14 protein-coding genes are annotated in these 18,267 nt (G+C 70.9%); 5 read left to right on the top strand and 9 right to left on the bottom strand.

The genetic code is table 11. The features are described from left to right. Positions 1-2: 2 nt before the first annotated feature. From murQ to LR269_RS06415, 6 genes are all read right to left on the bottom strand, one after another. Entirely contained in the window at positions 3-959 is a 957-nt protein-coding gene (gene murQ / locus LR269_RS06440) for an N-acetylmuramic acid 6-phosphate etherase (protein ID WP_231429938.1), read from the bottom strand. Beyond that, positions 956-2,335 carry an anhydro-N-acetylmuramic acid kinase gene (locus LR269_RS06435; RefSeq protein WP_231429937.1) on the bottom strand — a complete coding sequence of 460 codons (1,380 nt, stop codon included), beginning with the start codon at positions 2,333-2,335 and terminating at the stop codon, positions 956-958. The genes murQ and LR269_RS06435 overlap by 4 nt, the downstream gene beginning before the upstream one ends. Then, positions 2,332-3,813: a glycoside hydrolase family 3 N-terminal domain-containing protein gene (locus tag LR269_RS06430; protein ID WP_231429936.1), complete on the bottom strand. Its 1,482-nt coding sequence runs from the start codon at positions 3,811-3,813 to the stop codon at positions 2,332-2,334. Before LR269_RS06430 ends, LR269_RS06435 begins: the two co-directional genes overlap by 4 nt. A 41-nt stretch (positions 3,814-3,854) precedes the next feature. Then, positions 3,855-4,646, bottom strand: a complete 792-nt coding sequence (locus LR269_RS06425) for a carbohydrate ABC transporter permease (RefSeq protein WP_231432261.1) — start codon at positions 4,644-4,646, stop codon at positions 3,855-3,857. A 128-nt stretch (positions 4,647-4,774) separates the two neighbouring features. Further along, positions 4,775-5,743 carry a carbohydrate ABC transporter permease gene (locus tag LR269_RS06420; protein WP_231429935.1) on the bottom strand — a complete coding sequence of 323 codons (969 nt, stop codon included), beginning with the start codon at positions 5,741-5,743 and terminating at the stop codon, positions 4,775-4,777. A 5-nt stretch (positions 5,744-5,748) separates the two neighbouring features. After that, positions 5,749-7,047: a sugar ABC transporter substrate-binding protein gene (locus LR269_RS06415; RefSeq protein WP_231429934.1), complete on the bottom strand. Its 1,299-nt coding sequence runs from the start codon at positions 7,045-7,047 to the stop codon at positions 5,749-5,751. A gap of 184 nt (positions 7,048-7,231) precedes the next feature. On the opposite strand from LR269_RS06415, the gene LR269_RS06410 reads away from it, so the two are divergent. Next, positions 7,232-8,233: a BadF/BadG/BcrA/BcrD ATPase family protein gene (locus LR269_RS06410; protein WP_231432260.1), complete on the top strand. Its 1,002-nt coding sequence runs from the start codon at positions 7,232-7,234 to the stop codon at positions 8,231-8,233. Positions 8,234-8,552: 319 nt separating this feature from the next. On the opposite strand, the gene LR269_RS06405 is transcribed toward LR269_RS06410, so the two are convergent. Continuing rightward, complete coding sequence (locus tag LR269_RS06405) at positions 8,553-8,990, bottom strand: PKD domain-containing protein (RefSeq protein WP_231429933.1); 438 nt, start codon at positions 8,988-8,990, stop codon at positions 8,553-8,555. A gap of 434 nt (positions 8,991-9,424) precedes the next feature. Continuing rightward, positions 9,425-9,997 carry a hypothetical protein gene (locus tag LR269_RS06400; RefSeq protein WP_231429932.1) on the bottom strand — a complete coding sequence of 191 codons (573 nt, stop codon included), beginning with the start codon at positions 9,995-9,997 and terminating at the stop codon, positions 9,425-9,427. Between the two features lie 172 nt (positions 9,998-10,169). Between LR269_RS06400 and LR269_RS06395 the strand changes: the two genes are divergently transcribed. Beyond that, complete coding sequence (locus LR269_RS06395; RefSeq protein ID WP_231429931.1) at positions 10,170-10,748, top strand: dihydrofolate reductase family protein; 579 nt, start codon at positions 10,170-10,172, stop codon at positions 10,746-10,748. Between the two features lie 85 nt (positions 10,749-10,833). Here the strand turns inward: LR269_RS06395 and LR269_RS06390 are convergent, their stop codons facing one another. Beyond that, positions 10,834-12,567 (bottom strand): acyl-CoA dehydrogenase family protein, encoded by a 1,734-nt coding sequence (locus tag LR269_RS06390; protein WP_231429930.1) that lies wholly within the window; start codon positions 12,565-12,567, stop codon positions 10,834-10,836. A 288-nt stretch (positions 12,568-12,855) separates the two neighbouring features. On the opposite strand from LR269_RS06390, the gene LR269_RS06385 reads away from it, so the two are divergent. The 3 genes from LR269_RS06385 to LR269_RS06375 all read left to right on the top strand — a co-directional run bounded on the left by LR269_RS06385 (position 12,856) and on the right by LR269_RS06375 (position 18,108). Continuing rightward, on the top strand, positions 12,856-14,589 hold the full coding sequence (locus tag LR269_RS06385) for an ABC transporter ATP-binding protein (RefSeq protein WP_231429929.1): 1,734 nt from the start codon (positions 12,856-12,858) through the stop codon (positions 14,587-14,589). Further along, positions 14,586-16,673, top strand: a complete 2,088-nt coding sequence (locus LR269_RS06380) for an ABC transporter ATP-binding protein (protein WP_231429928.1) — start codon at positions 14,586-14,588, stop codon at positions 16,671-16,673. The genes LR269_RS06385 and LR269_RS06380 overlap by 4 nt, the downstream gene beginning before the upstream one ends. A gap of 91 nt (positions 16,674-16,764) precedes the next feature. Further along, complete coding sequence (locus tag LR269_RS06375) at positions 16,765-18,108, top strand: nitrate/nitrite transporter (protein ID WP_231429927.1); 1,344 nt, start codon at positions 16,765-16,767, stop codon at positions 18,106-18,108. Positions 18,109-18,267 lie beyond the last annotated feature (159 nt).

The raw sequence follows: 18,267 nt of genomic DNA, 5'->3' as shown, positions 1-18,267 counted from the left end.
CTTCACTCCGGCGACGCGCGCACGCTCGACAGCGCATCGCGCAGCACTCCATCTTCGGCGGCGAGCCGCGCGAGCGCGACCTCCGGGGCGGCCCCAGTCATGGTGACGAGGATCGCCGCCTTGACGTGGCCGTCGACGGAGGCGAGCGCCGCGGCCGCGCGGGCGGCGTCGACGCCCGTCGCCTGCATCACGATGCGCTCCGCGCGGGCGCGGAGCTTCGCGTTCGTCGCCTGCACGTCGACCATGAGGTTGCCGTGCACCTTGCCGAGCCGCACCATCGCGATCGTCGAGATCGCGTTGAGCACGAGCTTCTGCGCGGTGCCGCCCTTGAGTCGGGTCGATCCGGCGACGATCTCGGGCCCGACGACCGTCTCGATCGCGAGGTCGGCGGCCGCACCGATCACCGACCCGCGGTTGCACGCGAAGCCGACCGTGAGGGCGCCGACGCGCTTCGCGTACTCGATGCCGCCGACCACGTACGGCGTGCGGCCCGAGGCCGAGATGCCGACGAGCGCGTCGTCGGGCCCGAGGCCGATCGCCTCGAGGTCGGCGGCGCCGCGGGCGGCCTCGTCCTCCGCGTCCTCGACCGCCGACCGCAGCGCCACGTCGCCGCCCGCGATGAGGCCGACGACGAGAGCAGGATCGGTGCCGAACGTCGGCGGGATCTCGCTCGCGTCGAGCACGCCCATGCGCCCGGCCGTGCCGGCGCCCGCGTAGACGAGCCGGCCGCCGCCGCGGAGGCGCGCCACGATCGCGTCGATCGCCGCCGCGATCTGCGGGGTCGCCTCGGCCACGGCGGCGACGGCCTGGGCGCTCTCGTCGTGCATGGCCGCGAGCTGCGACTCGGTCGAGAGCAGGTCGAACCCGGCGTGGGCCTCGTTCACCTGCTCGGTCGAGAGTTCGCCGAGCAGCTCGCGCAACGCGCGATGCTCGGCCGACTGCGGTGCCTGACCGCTCATTGCGTGACTCCCCCGGTGATGCGGTGTTCGGTGGTTCGGTGTTCGGTGGTGCGGTGTTCGGTGATACGGGTCTCGGTCGCCCGGGTTCCGACGGCCGGCGCTTCGACGGTCACGGATGCCGCGGCGGCGAGCCGCTCGGGCAGGGCGAATGCCGCGCGGCCGGGCGAGAGGCGGCCGAGCACGCGGGCTCGCTCGGGGCCGGTCGACAGCTCGATCGGCACCCCGTGCAGGCTGCAGAAGCCGAGGAGCGCGAACATGAGCGACTCCTTGAACGCGGGATCGACGCCGCGCGCAGCGCTCGACTCGACGGCGATGCCGCGTTCGTTGGCGAGCGCGGCGATGCGCGCGAGCAGCACGGGGTTGAGTGCGCCGCCGCCCGAGCAGATGAGCGTCGCCGGCGGGTCCGGCGCACCGGCGGGCGCGATCGCGTCGACGACGGTGCGAGCGGTGAGCTCGGTGAGCGTGGCGACGAGGTCGTCGACGGCGGGGTCGCCGGCGCCGCCGACGGCCTCGACCGCAGCGTCGACCACGGCGAGGTCGAAGGTCTCGCGCCCGGTGGACTTGGGCGCGGGCGCCGCGAAGTACGGGTGCCGCAGCAGTTCGGCGAGCAGCGGCTCGTGCACGCGACCCACGGCCGCGCGAGCTCCGTCGACGTCGTAGCCCTCGGCACCACCGGTCTCGCGGTCGACGACGGCGTCGATGAGGCCGTTGCCCGGTCCGCTGTCGAACGCGATCACGCGGCCGTCGGCGCCGACGAGCTGCACGTTCGCGATGCCGCCCAGGTTGACCGTCGCGATCGTCCGGCCTGTGGTGCGCGCCTCGGCGCCGAGCCACAGCCGGTCGAAGAACGCCATGAGCGGCGCCCCCTCGCCGCCCGCCGCGATGTCGGCCATGCGCACGTCGGAGAGCACGGGCACGCCCGTGAGCTCGGCGATCCACGAGGGTTCGCCGAGCTGCAGGGTGCCACGGGCGTGCCCGTGCTCGACCTGGTGATGCACGGTCTGGCCGTGCGAGACGATGAGGTCGGGCGTCGCGCCCGACTCGCGGATGCCTCGGGCCGCCGCCGCCGCGAAGGCCCGGCCGAGTTCGTTCGTGAGCCGGGTCCAGGCGCCCGCATCCCGCGCTGCGCCGGCGGTGACGGCGAGGATCTCGGTGCGGAGCGCCGGCTCCCACGCGACGGTCTCGGCGTGGAGCGGGGTCATCGCGAGGCCGGGCGGTCGAGGAAGGAACGCAGCGGCCCGTTCAGGCCCGAGCACGTCGGAACCGTGGTCTCGAGAAGCTCCTTCGTCGCTCGACCCACCGGCAACCGCGATGTCGACGACGGCCACGTCGATGCCGTCGGCCGAGGTGCCCGACTGCAGCGAGAGCACGATCACGCGCGGACCCCCGACTCGAGCAGCTCGCTCGCGACCTCCGCCGCGAGCAGGCTGGCGGCCCGCGTGTGCAGGGTCGGCAGCGGCAACGGCTCGCCGGGCAGGCCGACGTCGACCACGACCGCGTCGGGACGCATGGCGGCGACGGCCGACACCCGGTCGCGCTGCGCCCCGTCGGCGCCGATTCGGTCGACGAGCACCACGAGCGCCCCCCGCTCGGGCACCGGCGCGTCGGCGCGAAGCACCTCGCCGCCCGCGGCGAGCGTGCGCTCGACGTAGTCGCGGTCGCTCGCGACGGCGAGGGTCGATCGCCCGCGCAGGTCGAGCACGGTGCGGGCACCGGGCAGCGCCGGCACGGCACCGTCGATCGTGATCGCCTCCCGCGCGACGCGGCGCGCGCCCCGAGGCATCCACCCGTCGTCGGCGGCGACCGAGGCGGCGGCGACCGCCGCGCGCTCGGCGACCGCATCGGCGAGCCGGCGCACCCGCCGGGCCGCACGCTCGACCGTCGCGAACGGCAGGGTGCCGTCGTCGATCGCGGCGAAGATCGCGTGCTGCACCTCGCGGAAGTCGTGTTCGTCCTGGTCGGGCGCGGCGGCCGCGCCGAGGTTCGCGGGGTTCGAGATGCACAGCAGGTCGGCCCCCGCGACCAGTGCGTGCACGGCGCCAGGGCCGGCACCGACAGACTCGCGGACCGCGGCCATGTCGAGCGCGTCGGTGACGATGACGCCGTCGAAGCCGAGCTCGCGCAGGCGGCCGAGCGCGACGGGGTTGAGCGTCGACGGCCGGTCGCCCCACTCGGGCACGACGATGTGCGCCGTCATGACGGCCTCGACGCCCGCGCCGATCGCCGCACGGAACGGCGGCAGATGCCTGCGCTCGAGCTCGTCGAGTCCGATCGTGAGCTCGGGCATCGCGTGGTGCGAGTCGAGGTGGGTGTCGCCGTGCCCGGGGAAGTGCTTCACGCAAGCGGCGGCTCCGGCCGAGCGGATGCCCCGGAGCGACGCCACCACGTGACGCGAGACGCGCTCGGGGTCGGCGCCGAAGGAGCGCACCCCGATCACCGGGTTGCGCGGGTCGGTGTTGACGTCGGCGACGGGGCCGAGCACGACGTTCGCACCGACCGCGAGCGACCGACGGGCGAGCTCGCGGCCGACCGCCTCGGTCGCGTCGAGGTCGTCGACGAAGCCGAGCTGCGCGGCGCCCGGCAGGTTCGACCCGGTGTGCGCCTCCGCCCGCGTGACGTTGCCGCCCTCCTCGTCGATGCCGATGAGGAGGGGGCGGGCCCCCGCATCGGTGGTCGAGCGGCGCAGCACATCGAGATCGTCGGCGGAGGTGTCGATGCGCTCGCCGGCACTCGCTGCTCGCCCACCTGCGGGAGCGAGGTTCTGCGCGAACAGCACGACGCCGGCGAGGCCCGCGTCGAGTTCGCGGCGAAGCCAATCCGGAGTGCTCCGGCCGAGGAAGCCGGGCCAGAGCACTCCGCCCACCGTAGCCCTGATGGTGGGATCGTCCGCGGCGGTCACCCCTTCACCGCGCCGGCCACGAGGCCGCTCGACAAGCGACGCTGGACGATGACGAAGAAGACCATCACCGGGATCGTGATGATCGTGGAGGCGGCCATGATGTAGCCCCACTCGTTCGAGTGCTCTCCGAAGAACTGCTTGAGCCCGATCGCGACCGTGTAGTTCTCGGTCGCCCCTCCGAGCAGGGTCATGGCGAAGATGAACTCGTTCCACGCCGTGATGAACGAGAACACGCTCGTCGCGACGAGGCCGGGCATGACGAGCGGCAGCAGCACCGAGCGGAACATGCGGCCCCAGCTCGCGCCGTCGATGTACGCGGCCTCCTCGAGCTCGACGGGCACGGCCGCGACGAAGCCGCGGAGCATCCAGATGCCGAACGGCAGCGAGAGCGCGACGTACACGACCATGAGGCCGAGCAGCGTGTTGAGCAGCTGCAGGTCGCGCACCTGCACGAACAGCGGGATCACGAGCGCCTCGAGCGGCACCATCTGCACGATGAGGATCATGAGCAGCATCGTCGTGCGGAACGTGAACCGGAACCGGGCCACCGCGACCGAGGCGAGCAACGCCAGCAGCGCGCTCGCGAGCACGGTGACGAGCGCGACGATCGCCGAGTTGCGCAGGAACACGTCGAACCCGCCCTCGGTGAGCACGTATTCGAAGTTCGACAGCGACCACTCGCGCGGCAGCAGCTGCTGCCCGCCGGCGCCGGCCTTCGCGTCGAAGGCGCTCGAGAGCATCCAGAACGCGGGGAAGAGGGTGAAGGCGAGCAGCACGACGACGAGCACGGCCTTGCCGGCGGCGACGCGCGTCTTGCGGGCGGTGCGGCGGCTGCGCCGCAGACCCGCCACGGTCGGCCCGGATGCCTCGGTGCTGCGCCGGCTCGAGGCATCCACCCGGTTCGTGGTGTCGGTGCTCACAGCTCCTCCTCCTTGAGCATGGTGCGCACGTACACGACCGTGATCGCGAGCAGTACGAGGGTGAGCAGCACGGCGATCGCCGAGCCGAAGCCGTAGCGGTTCTGGCCGAACGACTCGACGTACGACCAGACGCCGAGGTTGAGCGCCTCGCGGTTCGAGCCCGAACCGCCTGGCATGAGGTAGACCTGCGCGAAGACCTTGAAGTCCCAGATCGTCGACAGGATGATGACGACCGCGAACACCTGCTTGAGGTTCGGCACGATGATGCGCCAGAAGCGGCGCCAGGCGCCCGCGCCGTCCATCTCGGCGGCCTCGAGCATCTCCTTCGGCACGCCGAGGAGGCCCGCGAGGATCGTGATCGCCACGAACGGGAAGCCGTGGTGGATGACGTTCAGCAGCACGATGGCGTAGAACGTGTAGCGGTTCGTGAACCAGTTGACCGGCTCGTCGATCAGGCCGAGCGCCTCGAGCGTCTCGTTGAAGATGCCCCGGTCGGCGTCGAAGATCCAGATCCAGACGTAGGTGCCGGTGACCGCGGGCATCGCCCAGGCGATCATGATGGCGCTGCCGACGACGGTGCGCCAGAAGAGGCCGAGGCTCGCCATGAGCACGGCGACCGCGGTGCCGAGGGCGACCGTGCCGGCGACGGCGAGCACCGCGAAGCCGACCGTGTTCGGCAGCACGACGGTGTAGAGCTCGGGGCTCGTGAAGATCTCGCCGTAGTTGGCGATGCCGATCCAGTTCGGCTCGCCGGAGACGATCTCGCGCAGGCCGTAGTCCTGCAGCGAGAAGAGGAACACCCGCACGAGCGGCCACAGCATGAGCACGGCGAGCACCGCGAGGGCGGGCGCGAGCAGCAGCCAGGGGCGGCTCCGGGTCAGGAGGCTCTTGCGGGCGGGCCCGCCGGCCGCGCGGGGAGCCGGAGCTCCCTGCACGGCCGACGGGACCTGGAGGGTGTTCGACACGTGCGTCAGTTGCCGTTCATGATCTCGTCCATCTCCGCGGCGGCGTCGGTGAGCGCCTGCTCGACCGTCTTCTGCCCGGAGAGGATCGCCTGCATGGCGGTGTTGGTGGTCTTCTTCGCCTGGACGGCGCCGAAGGTCGGGGTCACGGGAACCGTGCCGCCGCCCTCGACCATCTGCTGCGCGAACGGCTGCACGAGCGGGTCGTCGGAGGCGATCGCGTCGTCGAGGAGCGAGGTCTGGCCGGGGAAGTAGCCCGACTGCTCGCCCCACTTCTCGGCGAACTCACCCGTGGTCATGAGCTCGATGAAGGCCCACGCGAGGTCCTTGTTCTCGGCCGTCTCGAACATCGAGAGGTGCGAGCCGCCGAGCACCGACGGGGCGATGCCGCCGTCCTTGCCGGGGATCGGGGTGGCGGCGAACTTGCCCTCCATCTCGGCGTTCTTCTCGACGATCGCGGCGGGCGTCCACGAGCCCATGAGGGCCATGGCGATGTTGCCCTGCGCGAAGTTGTCGAGCACGTCGGTCTCCTTCCACGTGGTCGCACCGGCCGACGAGAAGCCGTGCTCGGTCGCGAGGCCCGTGTAGAAGCCGATGCCCTCCTGCGACTCGGGGCTGGCCATGCCGGAGACCCACTCGTCGCCCTCGAGCGTCGAGACCTCGCCGCCCGCGCCCCAGACCCAGGGGTAGACGCCGAACTCGGCGTCGCCGGGAACGGCGAAGGGCATCATGTCGGGGTGCGCGGCCTTGATCTTGTCACCGGCGGCGACGATCTCGTCCCACGTGGTCGGCGCCTCGATGCCGAGCTCCTCGAAGATGTCGGCACGGTAGACGAGCGAGCGGACGCCCGCGTACCAGGGCATGCCGTAGAGCTCGTCGTCGTAGGTGCCCGCCGTGACGAGACCCTCGACGAGGTCGTCGCCGAGGCCCGCCTCGTCGACGTAGTCGCCGATCGGGGCGAGGGCGCCGGCGTCGGCGAACTCGGCCGTCCAGGTCGTGCCGGTCTCGGCGACGTCGGGCGTCGTGCCACCGGCGATCGACGTGACGAAGCGGTCGTGGGCGTCGGCCCACTGCACGAACTCGACGTCGAGCTTCGCCCCGGTCTTCTCGGTGAAGGCGTCGCCGACCTCGTCGAAGTAGGCCTCCGAGTCGGGGTTGGTGCCCTCCATGATCCAGACGGTGAGGGTCTGGCCCTCGGCATTCGTGGCACCGTCGCCGGAGCCGTCGCCCGAGCCGCTGGAACACGCGGTCAGGCCGAGCGCGGCGGCGAGGCCGAGCGCGGCGATCGGGAGGAAGCGCTTGTTCATCGGTTGGTCTCCTCGTTGAAACTGGTCGTGGGCACGCGTGATGCCCTGCTGGTGGTGGGCCCGAGGGCCCGGATGTGATGCTGTGGACGTAGGGTGATCCGGCATCCGCAACAGTCGATGACTCTGGAAGTAGTATTCGGGAATGGCGCCAGTTTTGCAAGAAACTTCCGAACGCTTGGAAGTCGTGCTGGGTATCGACATCGGCGGCACGGGCAGTCGGGCCGCGGTCGAGCCGCTCGACGGCGCCTTCGGCGAGGGCCGCGTGCTGATCGAGGGGCCGCCCGTCTCGGTGTCGGGCGACGGGAGTTCGGCGCTCTCGGTCGCGCGTGAACTCATCGAGCGGGCGCGGGGGGCGGCGGCGGGTCATGCTGCGGGTACGGGTACGGGTGCGGGTTCGGGTGCGGGCGACGCGCCGGGCGCAGTCGCACCACGGATCGCGGCCGTCGCGATCGGCGCGACCGGGCTCGCCTCGCTCGTCGCGAACCCGGTGACCTCGATCGCGGCGCTGTCGGATGCCGCCGGCGGCGCGCCGGTCGCGCTCGCGATCGACGCGCTCACCGCCCACCTCGGCGCCCTCGGCGGCGCCCCGGGCGCGGTCGTCGCCGTCGGCACGGGCGCGATCGCGCTCGGCACCGACCTGCGCGAGATCTGGCGACGCGTCGGCGGATGGGGGCACCTCTACGACGACCGCGGCTCGGCCGCCTGGATCGGCATCGAGGGCCTCAAGGCGGCGATCATGGCGCACGACGGTCTCGACCGGGGTGCCTCCGCGCTGCTGTCGGCCGCGGAGTCCCGTTTCGGCCCCGCCCCGACCTGGCCGGGTCAGCTCTACACGCGCGACGATCGCGGTGCGGTGCTCGCGGGCTTCGCGGCGGACGTCTCAGGGCTCGCCGAACTCGGCGACGCGGTATCCGTTCGCATCATGTCGACGGCCGGAACCCTCGTGGCCGAAACCCTCGTCGCGGCGCTCGACCCGGCGCTGCCGCGCCGAGCCGCCGGGGTCGGCGGGGTCTTCGCGTCGGGCAAGGCGTTCACCGAGGCGTTCCGCGCGGCGTTCGCGCGGCTCGCTCCCGACGCGTCGCTCGTCACCCCGGCTGGGGCACCGCTCGACGGATCCGTGCGGCTCGCGCGGCTCGTGGCGATCGGCGGGGTGCGCGAGGGGCATCCGCCGTTCCTCTGGCGGTGACGGCGCCCGGTAGGGGGTGGCCCCGAGGCGCCGGGTGCGACCATGGTGATACCGAGTTCCCTGCATGTTGCAGGACTATTCGGCGAGCAGTCGCGCATGCGACCCTGCCGGCCGGCTCATCCTGTACGTCGGTCTCTCCCGGCCAGTTCGTGGGGCCGAGCCGACCAGACGAACCACAGAATGCGCCCGGAGCAAAGGAGAATCGGACGTTCTCCCGCGGATACGGCCTTCGCTGTCGAAGGTTCCTGCCCGAGCGTGCCTCCCCCGCCGGGCGGCGGGCCCGCGGTGACCGCGGTGACCGCGACGCGCGGTTATGGGGTCAGCAGCCGGGGCCCGACGGGTTGGCCCGGCAGTCCCCGTTGGTGAGCACCGTGTCGACCTCGCCGACGAGCACCGGTACGGGATCTCCGGCGACCGCGAGCACTCCCGCGATCGGCTGCCAGCCCGACCCGCCGAACCGGTACTCGGCCGACAGCACCACTTCGAGTGTCACGGTGTACTCTCCGCGCTCGGCGTAGACGTGGCTCGTGCCGGTCGGGGTGAACTCGGCGACGCCGAGGTCGGTCCAGCGTGCTCCGGGAGAGGCGCTCTCGACCACGGCACCGTCGCTGTGCGACCAGCGGTATCCGACCGGCGTGAAACGCACCTCGGCCGTGCGCCCGAGCAGGATGCCCGAGACGACCTCGGACGAGGCCTCAGCGACGAAGTTCGCCGGGACGCCGACGACCGCCCAGCCGTTCGGCTCCATCACGCTCACCGGCGGAGTCGGACGGAACGACGCGATGTCTCGCAGTGTCACCACCACCGGGCCGCCGGGCCTTGGCGGAGTCGGCGGCGGTGCGGGCTCGTTCGGGCGCGAGCAGTCGCCTTCGAAGTTCGCTCCGCACAGCTGCTGCCAATTGTCGCCCAACCATACGTCGCCTTGCCCCGGAGGGCCGAGGTCGACGATGGGCTCACCTGAGCCGCCACCTTCGTTGTCTGGTCCACCACCTGTATCCGATTCAGCTTGGGCCGATCGGCTTGAATCCTCGCCGATCATCTCGACCTGACCAGAACCCACTTCCGCGTCAACGCTTGGACAGCCACCCGTAGCCACTGACAGGTCTCCGCACGGCTTCGCGTCTGCGTATGCGACCGACGGGATGCAACCCAGTAGCGCAATCGCCGTCAGGGCAAGGATCACCCGGCCGATCAGAGGCAAAAGTTCTCGCCCTCCCAGAGCACGCGCTGTGAAATCGAAAGCTCATCGGACGAATCACCCGCCGCGACGACCTCGTACGGGACGTCTTCGACGCGGTCATCCAACACCACCGACTCGCCCTTCGCGTCCAGAACGTCAAAGGACCGCAGATCCTCGCACGCGTAGATTGTCACGGTAACCTCAGCGCCAGACACCTTCACGCTCTGCAGATCGGTCTTGCCGAGGCTGCGGTATCCGTTGCTGTGAAAGCCCTCGTCTTGATACTCCACAATGGAGGCGTCTAGGTCGTCCAGTGCCGTGCCGACGGCAACCCTCTCAAGGGCATCACGTGTTGCGCCCTTCGCGCTTGTCGCCTCCGACGCCACGCGCAGGTACGCCTCATACGCCTTCACCGCGGCGGCGAGCGCCTCCTCGTCCGACGCGAAGATCGGCTCGGCGCTCGCGCTCGGCGTGGGCGACGGCTTCGGTGCGGGCTCGGGCGAGCACGCGCTCAGCCCGAAGACCAGCACGCCCGCAAGCCCGGCCGCGGCGAGCGCGGTGGCAATCGGGCGTGAGATCGACATGGCGACCACCATAGGCGAGGAGCTTCGGAGGTGAGCCGGTTATCCACAGGCGGCACGGTGCTCGACCGACCGACTTTCGGCGCTCCTCGACCCACCGGCTTCCGCCGCTACTCGACCGATGAGCGCGAAGCAACCGGTGGCGGCCGCCCGCCGGCGGGCGCAAGATGAGCGCATGCGCAGGATCACCGTCACGAACCACGTCTCACTCGACGGCGTGATGCAGGCACCGGCGAGCCCCGACGAAGACCGGCGCGGTCACTTCCCCTACGGCGGATGGGCCGTGCCCGACAGCGACGACACGCTCGCCTCCGAGATGTCGGCCGGGATGGGCGAAGGCGGCGCGATGCTCTTCGGCCACCGCACGTACGACAACATGGCCGCGTTCTGGCCGTACCAGACCGACGGCAACCCGTTCACGACGTTCCTCAACGCCGCCGACAAGTACGTCGTCTCGCGCGACCCGCACACGCGGCTCTCGTGGCAGAACTCCCGGCTGCTCGTCGGCAACGCCGCCGACACCGTCGCCGAACTCAAGCAGACCGACGGCGACGACCTCGGCATCCTCGGCAGCGGTGAACTGGTGCGCTCACTCGCAGCGGCGGGGCTCATCGACGAGTACGTGCTGATCATCCATCCGCTCGTGCTCGGCACCGGCGAGCGCATGTTCGGCGACACGCACCAACGACTCGAGCTCACCCGGAGCGTCACGACGCCGAAGGGGGTCATCGTCGCGTACTACCGCCCGGTGTGAGGGGGATGCCTCGGGTTTCGAGGCGGTCGCGGCAAGGTTTCGGCACGCGTCGTCGCTCCGCGCCGGCGCCACTCGACCGACGGGATCACGCGCGGGCGACGAGCGCCACGAGGTCGATGTCGGCGGGCAGCACGCCGTACTGCCATCCGCCCTCGCCGCCGAGCCGCGTGCGCACGAACGCGTCGGCGACTGGCTCGGGCGCGAAGCGCACGAGCAGCGAGGCCTGCAGCACGAGCGCGAGCCGCTCGGTCAGCTCCCGGGCGCGAAGCGCCGCCGAGCCCGCACCGGCGGCATCGCTCGCGAGCGTCGCGCCGAGCGAGTGCACGAGCGCCTGCGCCTCGGCGAGCGCGACGTCGAACGTCCCCGACGAGCCGGCCGCCAGCCCGACCTCGGCGAAGAACGCCTCGAACGCCTCGGGCTCGCGGGCGAGCACGCGCAGCACGTCGAGCGCGATGACGTTGCCCGACCCCTCCCAGATCGCGAGCAGCGGCTGCTCGCGATAGCGCCGCGCGAGGGGGAACGCCTCGGTGTACCCGTTGCCGCCGAGGCACTCGAGGGCCTCTGCCGCGTGGCCGGCCCCGCGCTTGCACACCCAGTACTTCGCCACGGCCGTCGCCAGGCGCCGGAAGGCCGGCTCCGAGCCGCCCGCCCCGGTGGGCGCCGTCGGCTCGCTGTCGTCGTAGGCGCGTGCCAACCGCATCGCCGTCCACGTCGCCGCCTCCGACTCGAGGGCGAGGTCGGCGATCACCGCCGTCATCGCCGGCTGGTCGACGAGCCGCGCCCCGAACGCCGCGCGGTGCCTCACGTGCCACGCCGCCTCGGCGACCGCCTGCCGCATGCCCGCCGCCGTGCCGATGACGCAGTCGAGCCGCGTGCGCGTCACCATCTGCACGATCGTCGCGACGCCGCGACCCTCGTCGCCGACGAGCCACGCGGTCGTGCCGTCGAGCTCGATCTCGCTCGACGCGTTCGAGCGGTTGCCGAGCTTGTCCTTCAGCCGCTGGATGCGGAACACGTTGCGCGTTCCGTCGGGCAGCACGCGCGGCACGAAGAAGCAGCTCAGTCCGTGCGGCGCCTGCGCGAGCACGAAGAACGCGTCGCTCATCGGTGCGCTGCAGAACCACTTGTGGCCGGTCAGCGAGTACTCGGCGCCCCACTCGGGTGCGAGCCCCGCGCCCGTGCGCCGCTCGGCCCGGGTCGTGTTGGCGCGCACGTCCGAGCCGCCCTGCTTCTCGGTCATCGCCATGCCCATGAGCGCCGACGCCTTCGACGTGCCGCCGAGGGCCGGGTCGTACGCGCGGCTCAGCAGGCGAGGCATCCAGTGACCCGAGAGACCGGATGCCGCGAGCCGGAGCGTCGGCACCGCGGCATGCGTCATCGACACGGGGCAGGCGTGGCCGGGCTCGACCTGCGCGAAGAGGAGGAAGGCCGCGGCCCGATCGACGTTCGCGCCGGGGCCGGGCTCGGCGACCGCCTCGGTGTGCGCGCCCGCGCCGACGGCCGCCGCGATCACCCGGTGGTACGCGTCGTCGTACTCGACCTCGTCGATGCGGCGGCCCCACCGGTCGTGGGTGTGCAGCACGGGCGGGTGCGTGTTCGCGCGCTCGGCGTCGCGCCGGAAGGCGGCGGAGCCGACGTGCCGGCCGATCTCGGAGAGGTCGGTGCCGCCACCGCGCTCGCGCATCGACCCGCCCGCGGCTCCCGCGGAGGCATCCCGCCCCCATCTCGCGACCGCCTCGACGAGCGCGAGGTTCGTCGCGTACTCGTCGACCGCCTCGCGCGGCGGAACCTGGTTCTGCACCTCGTGCGTCCGTGTCATCGTCGACCTCCACCGTCATTCTGGTCGCTCGGGCGCGGTTTCGAGACGTCGCTTCGCTCCTGCTCAACCCGCTGGTCGCGTCGGATTTCGCCCTCGGTGAACGAAGTGGGTCGGATGCCCCGGTCCGCTTGCGTCCCGGGTGAGCGCGTGTTTTGCTGTAACGCTGCAATGTCGGACGGGGGTGCGACGATGCAGCCGGGCACACGGGTCATCAGCCCTGCCCGCGGTCGTGCGCGCACGAACCCGCCGTGACCGAGGCCAACGCCGTTCGCGATTCCTGGAGATCACATGCTCGGAAGACTCCTGTTCAGATACCTGAGGCCGTACTGGCCTCTCCTACTCGGCGTGCTGGCCTTCCAGATCGTCGCCGCCTACGCCAACTTCCAACTTCCGACGCTCAACGCGCAGATCATCGACGACGGCGTCGCCAAGGGCGACACCGACGTGATCTGGCAGTCGGGCGCCGTCATGCTCGGCATGTCGCTCCTGCAGATCGTCACCCAGCTCGTCGCGACGTGGTTCGCCGCGATGGCCGCGATGAAGCTCGGCCGCGACATCCGCGACGACGTCTTCGAGCGCGTGTCGGGCTTCTCCGAGCGCGAGGTGTCGACCTTCGGCCCCGGCTCGCTCATCACCCGCAACACGAACGACGTGCAGCAGGTGCAGATGCTCGCCATGATGGGCGCGACGTTCCTCGTCGCCGCCCCGATCATGGCGTTCTACGGCATCTACAAGGCGCTGTCGGTCGACGTCGGGCTGAGCTGGATCATCGCGGTCGCAGTGCCCACGCTCCTCATCGTCGCGGGCCTCATCATCTGGCGCATGGTGCCGCTGTTCCGTTCGTACCAGGTGAAGCTCGACGGCGTGAACCGCATCATGCGCGAGCAGCTCACGGGCATCCGCGTCGTGCGCGCCTTCGTGCGCGAAGACATCGAGGAGGCGCGCTTCCGCGAGGCGAACACCGACATCATGGTCGTCGGCCGGAAGGTCGGCTCGCTCTTCGTGCTGATGTTCCCGCTCGTCATGCTCGTGCTCAACGTCACGCTCGTCGGCGTGATCTGGTTCGGCGCGATCGAGGTCGACGAGGGCAACACCGAGATCGGCGTCCTGTTCGCCTTCATGCAGTACGTCATGCTCATCCTGATGGGCGTCATGATGGCGAGCTTCATCACGATCATGATCCCGCGCGCCGCGGTGTCGGCCGAGCGGATCGGCGCCGTGCTCGACGTCAAGTCGACGCTCGCACGGCCCGCGAACCCGGTGACCGTGTTCCCGACGCCTGGCACCGTCGAGTTCCGCGGCACGGGCTTCACGTACCCGGGCGCCGAGCACCCCGTGCTCAGCGGCATCACCGTGAAGGCCGAGCCCGGCGAGACGCTCGCGATCGTCGGCTCGACGGGTGCGGGCAAGACGACGCTCGTGTCGTTGCTGCCGCGCCTGTTCGACACGACCGAGGGCAGCGTGCTCGTGAACGGCGTCGACGTGCGCGACGCCGACCTCGACCTCGTGTGGAAGAGCATCGGCCTCGTGCCGCAGCGGCCGTTCCTCTTCACCGGCACGGTCGCATCGAACCTGCGGTTCGGCCGCGAAGACGCCACCGACGAAGAACTGTGGCACGCGCTCGAGATCGCGCAGGGCCGCGACTTCGTCGAGGAGATGGAGGGCCAGCTCGACGCGAAGATCGCGCAGGGCGGCACCAACGTCTCGGGGGGCCAGCGCCAGCGGCTCGCGATCGCGCGGGCGATCGTGCACCAGCCCGACATCCTCGTCTTCGACGACTCGTTCTCGGCGCTCGACCTGACGACCGACGCGAGACTCAGGCAGGCGCTCTGGCGCGAACTGCCCGGCGTGACCAAGGTCGTCGTGGCGCAGCGCGTCTCGACGATCACCGACGCCGACCGCATCGTCGTGCTCGACGACGGCGTCGCCGTGGGCGTCGGCACCCACGAGCAGCTGCTCGAGACTTGCCAGACGTACCGCGAGATCGTCGAATCCCAGCTCGGAGTGGAGGCCGCACGATGACCAGCCCGACCCCGCTGTCAGAAGAAGACCAGCTCGAACTCGAGATGGCCGAACAGGCCCGCATCAGCGCCGACGACTGGAGCGGCGGTGTCGCGCCCGGCAAGGCCGCGAACTTCCGCCAGTCGTTCGGCCGACTGCTCGGCCTGCTGAAGCCGCACGCCTTCGGGTTCACGGTCGCCTCGGTGCTCGGCGCCATCGGCGTCGTGATGACGGTCTGGGCGCCGAAGGTGCTCGCCGAGGCGACGAACCTCATCTTCGAGGGCTTCATCTCGGCGCAGATGCCGCCCGGCGTCACGAAGGAGCAGGTCGTCGACCAGCTCGAGGCCGCCGGCCAGACCGACCAGGCGAACATGGTGCAGGCGATGAACCTCGTGCCCGGCGAGGGCATCGACTTCGTCGCGCTCAGCCAGGTCGTCATCCTCGTGCTGTTCCTCTACATCGCGTCGTCGATCCTCATGTGGATCCAGGGCTACGTCGTGAACGTGATCATGGTGCGCGCGATGTGGAAGCTGCGCGAAGACGTCGAGGCGAAGGTCAACCGGCTGCCGCTCAGCTACTTCGACAAGGTGCAGCGCGGCGAGCTGATCTCGCGAGTCACGAACGACATCGACAACATCACGCAGACGATGCAGCAGTCGCTGTCGAGCGCGCTCACCAACGTGCTCACCGTCATCGGCGTGCTCGTCATGATGTTCTCGATCTCGTGGCAGCTCTCGCTCGTGGCGCTCGTCTCGCTGCCGCTCATGGGCGTGATCTTCGGCGTCATCGGTCCGAAGTCGCAGAAGGCCTTCGGCACCCAGTGGCGCAAGGTCGGCCGGCTCAACGCCCGGGTCGAGGAGTCGTTCTCCGGCCACGCACTCGTCAAGGTCTACGGTCGCGAGGCGGCGAGCCGCGAGGCGTTCAAGGCCGAGAACCAGGAGCTGTACGAGGCCTCGTTCAAGGCGCAGTTCCTGTCGAACATCATGATGCCCGCGATGACCTTCATCGGAAACCTGCAGTACGTCGGCATCGCCGTGCTCGGCGGCATCATGGTCGCGAGCGGCTCGCTGCGACTCGGCGACGTGCAGGCGTTCATCCAGTACTCGCAGCAGTTCTCGCAGCCCCTGTCGCAGCTCGGCGGCATGGCCGCGGTGGTGCAGTCGGGCACGGCCTCGGCCGAGCGCGTCTTCGAGCTGCTCGACGCCGACGAGCAGGAGGCCGACGCGGCGAACGCCCCGGCTCCGGTCGACGGTGACGGCACGATCGTGTTCGACCACGTCGCGTTCTCGTACCACCCCGACCGCCCGCTCATCAAGGACCTGTCGTTCCGGGTCGAGCCCGGGCAGACGGTCGCGATCGTCGGCCCGACGGGCGCCGGCAAGACGACGCTCGTGAACCTCATCATGCGGTTCTACGAGCTGAACTCTGGGCGCATCCTGCTCAACGGGCAGGACATCGCCGAACTCACCCGGCACGACGTCCGGGCGAAGACCGGCATGGTGCTGCAGGACCCGTGGCTGTTCGCCGGATCGATCCGCGAGAACATCCGCTACGGACGCGCCGACGCCACCGACGGCGAGATCACCGCCGCCGCGCGGGCGACGTACGTCGACCGGTTCGTGCACTCGCTGCCCGACGGGTACGACACCGTGCTCGACGAGGACGCCTCGAACGTGTCGGCGGGTGAGAAGCAGCTCATCACGATCGCGCGCGCGTTCGTGGCGCAGCCGAGCGTGCTCATCCTCGACGAGGCGACGAGCTCGGTCGACACTCGCACCGAGCTGCTGCTGCAGCATGCGATGGCGGCGCTCCGCGAGGGTCGTACCTCGTTCGTGATCGCGCACCGTCTCTCGACGATCCGCGACGCCGACCTCATCCTCGTGATGGAGCACGGCGACATCGTCGAGCAGGGCGACCACGAGCAGCTCATCGCCGCGAAGGGCGCGTACTACCGCCTCTACAACTCGCAGTTCGAGCAGGCCGCATCCGACATCGACGCCGAAGAGGCGCTCGGTGACGGCACGGTCGTGACCTCGGCCGACGCCGAACCCGAGTCCCGCCTGCTGAAGGGCATGGAGGAGGAGATCGTCGAGGCGAGCGAGTAGTCGCACGGTTCGTGACGCGTGAGCGGGTGCCCTGCGGGGCATCCGCTCATCGCGTTTTCGGCCCCGGAGCCGCCGGGGGGAGAATGGATCGGTGACGATCCTCCCCCAGCCCGTGCGCCCGTGGCGGCTCTGGCTGGTCTGGGGGGTCGGCGTCGCCGCCTACGTCGTCTCGGTGACGAACCGCACCTCGCTCGGCGCCGTCGGCTCCGATGCGGCCCTGAGGTTCGACGCGGATGCCTCGACGCTGTCGATGTTCGCGGTCATCCAGCTCTTCGTCTACGGCGGCATGCAGATTCCCGTCGGGCTGCTGCTCGACCGGTTCGGCGCCCGTCCGATCGTCACCGCCGGCATGGTGCTCATGGCGGTCGGCCAGCTCGTCATGGCGGTCTCGACCGACGTCGGCACGGCGATCCTCGCCCGCGTGCTGCTCGGCGCGGGCGATGCGGCCGTCTTCCCGAGCGTGCTGCGCGTCGTGGCGACCTGGTTCCCGCAGCAGCGTGCGCCGTTCGTCGTGCAGATGACGGGCATCGTCGGCCAGACCGGCCAGCTGCTCGCCCTGCTGCCGATGGCGGCGCTGCTGCACGCCACGAGCTGGACGGTCGCATTCGGCAGCCTCGCCGGCCTCGGGGCCCTGTTCGCGGTGCTGACGTTCGCGATCATCCGCAACCACCCGCCGACGAGCGACGCCGACGTCTCGGTCAACACCGAGACCGGGGCGATCGCCGTCGTGCGCTCGTCGGCCGACCTCCGGCAGGGCTTCCGCGAGTCGTGGGGGCACCCCGGAACGAGGCTCGCCTTCTGGTCGCACTTCACGACCCCGTTCGCGGGCACGGCGTTCGTGATGCTGTGGGGGTTCCCGTTCCTGACCGCGGGCGAAGGGCTCTCGCCCGCGACGGCATCGCTCGTGGTGAGCGCGTTCGTCGTGTTCGGCATGCTCGTCGGGCCCGTCATGGGGGCGCTCTCGAGCCGGCACCCGCTGCGCCGATCGCGCATGCTCGTGCTGCCGACGATCGCGATCCAGGCGGTGGCGTGGCTCATCGTGATCGTGTGGCCCGGACCGGCGCCGGTCTGGCTGCTGTTCCTGCTCGCGCTCGCGCTCGCGACCGGCGGCCCGGCATCGATGATCGCGTTCGACCACGCTCGCACGCACAATCCGAGCCACCGGCTCAGCACGGCGACGGGCATCGTCAACGGCGGCGGGTTCATCGCGGGCCTCATCGCGATCTTCCTGATCGGCCTCGCGATGGACCTGCAGGGCGCCGGAACGCCCGAGACGTACACGCTCGAGGCGTTCCGCATCGCGTTCCTCACGCAGATGCCGCTCTGGATCCTCGGCTCGGTGTTCATCATCGTCGAGCGCCGGCGCACCCGCGTGCGGATGGGACTCGACGAGCCGCGACCACGGCGGCGCGATCGCGATCGCGATCGCGGCTGAGCTTCGCGATCGCGGCTGAGCTTCGCGCTCGCGGCCGAGCTCGCGACATCCGCTCGACTCATCGCGAGCAATCCTCAGAACCGGGTTGACACGCGCCCGTGGTCACGGGAGGCTATCCCGTAGGGTCCGCAGCGAGCGCCAGAGGCGTGACGTACATGG

The organism is Agromyces sp. S2-1-8 (genome assembly GCF_021129215.1).
In the GTDB taxonomy this organism is placed as follows: domain Bacteria; phylum Actinomycetota; class Actinomycetes; order Actinomycetales; family Microbacteriaceae; genus Agromyces; species Agromyces chromiiresistens.
The sequence above is the reverse complement of the archived record's forward strand: the minus strand, read 5'-3'. Positions and strand labels throughout refer to the sequence as shown.

Coding starts and splice junctions, on each gene's coding strand:
- murQ (WP_231429938.1), bottom strand. CDS start 959: ATGAGCGGTCAGGCACCGCAGTCGGCCGAGCATCGCGCGTTGCGCGAG.
- LR269_RS06415 (WP_231429934.1), bottom strand. CDS start 7,047: ATGAACAAGCGCTTCCTCCCGATCGCCGCGCTCGGCCTCGCCGCCGCG.
- LR269_RS06400 (WP_231429932.1), bottom strand. CDS start 9,997: ATGTCGATCTCACGCCCGATTGCCACCGCGCTCGCCGCGGCCGGGCTT.
- LR269_RS06395 (WP_231429931.1), top strand. CDS start 10,170: ATGCGCAGGATCACCGTCACGAACCACGTCTCACTCGACGGCGTGATG.
- LR269_RS06390 (WP_231429930.1), bottom strand. CDS start 12,567: ATGACACGGACGCACGAGGTGCAGAACCAGGTTCCGCCGCGCGAGGCG.
- LR269_RS06385 (WP_231429929.1), top strand. CDS start 12,856: ATGCTCGGAAGACTCCTGTTCAGATACCTGAGGCCGTACTGGCCTCTC.
- LR269_RS06380 (WP_231429928.1), top strand. CDS start 14,586: ATGACCAGCCCGACCCCGCTGTCAGAAGAAGACCAGCTCGAACTCGAG.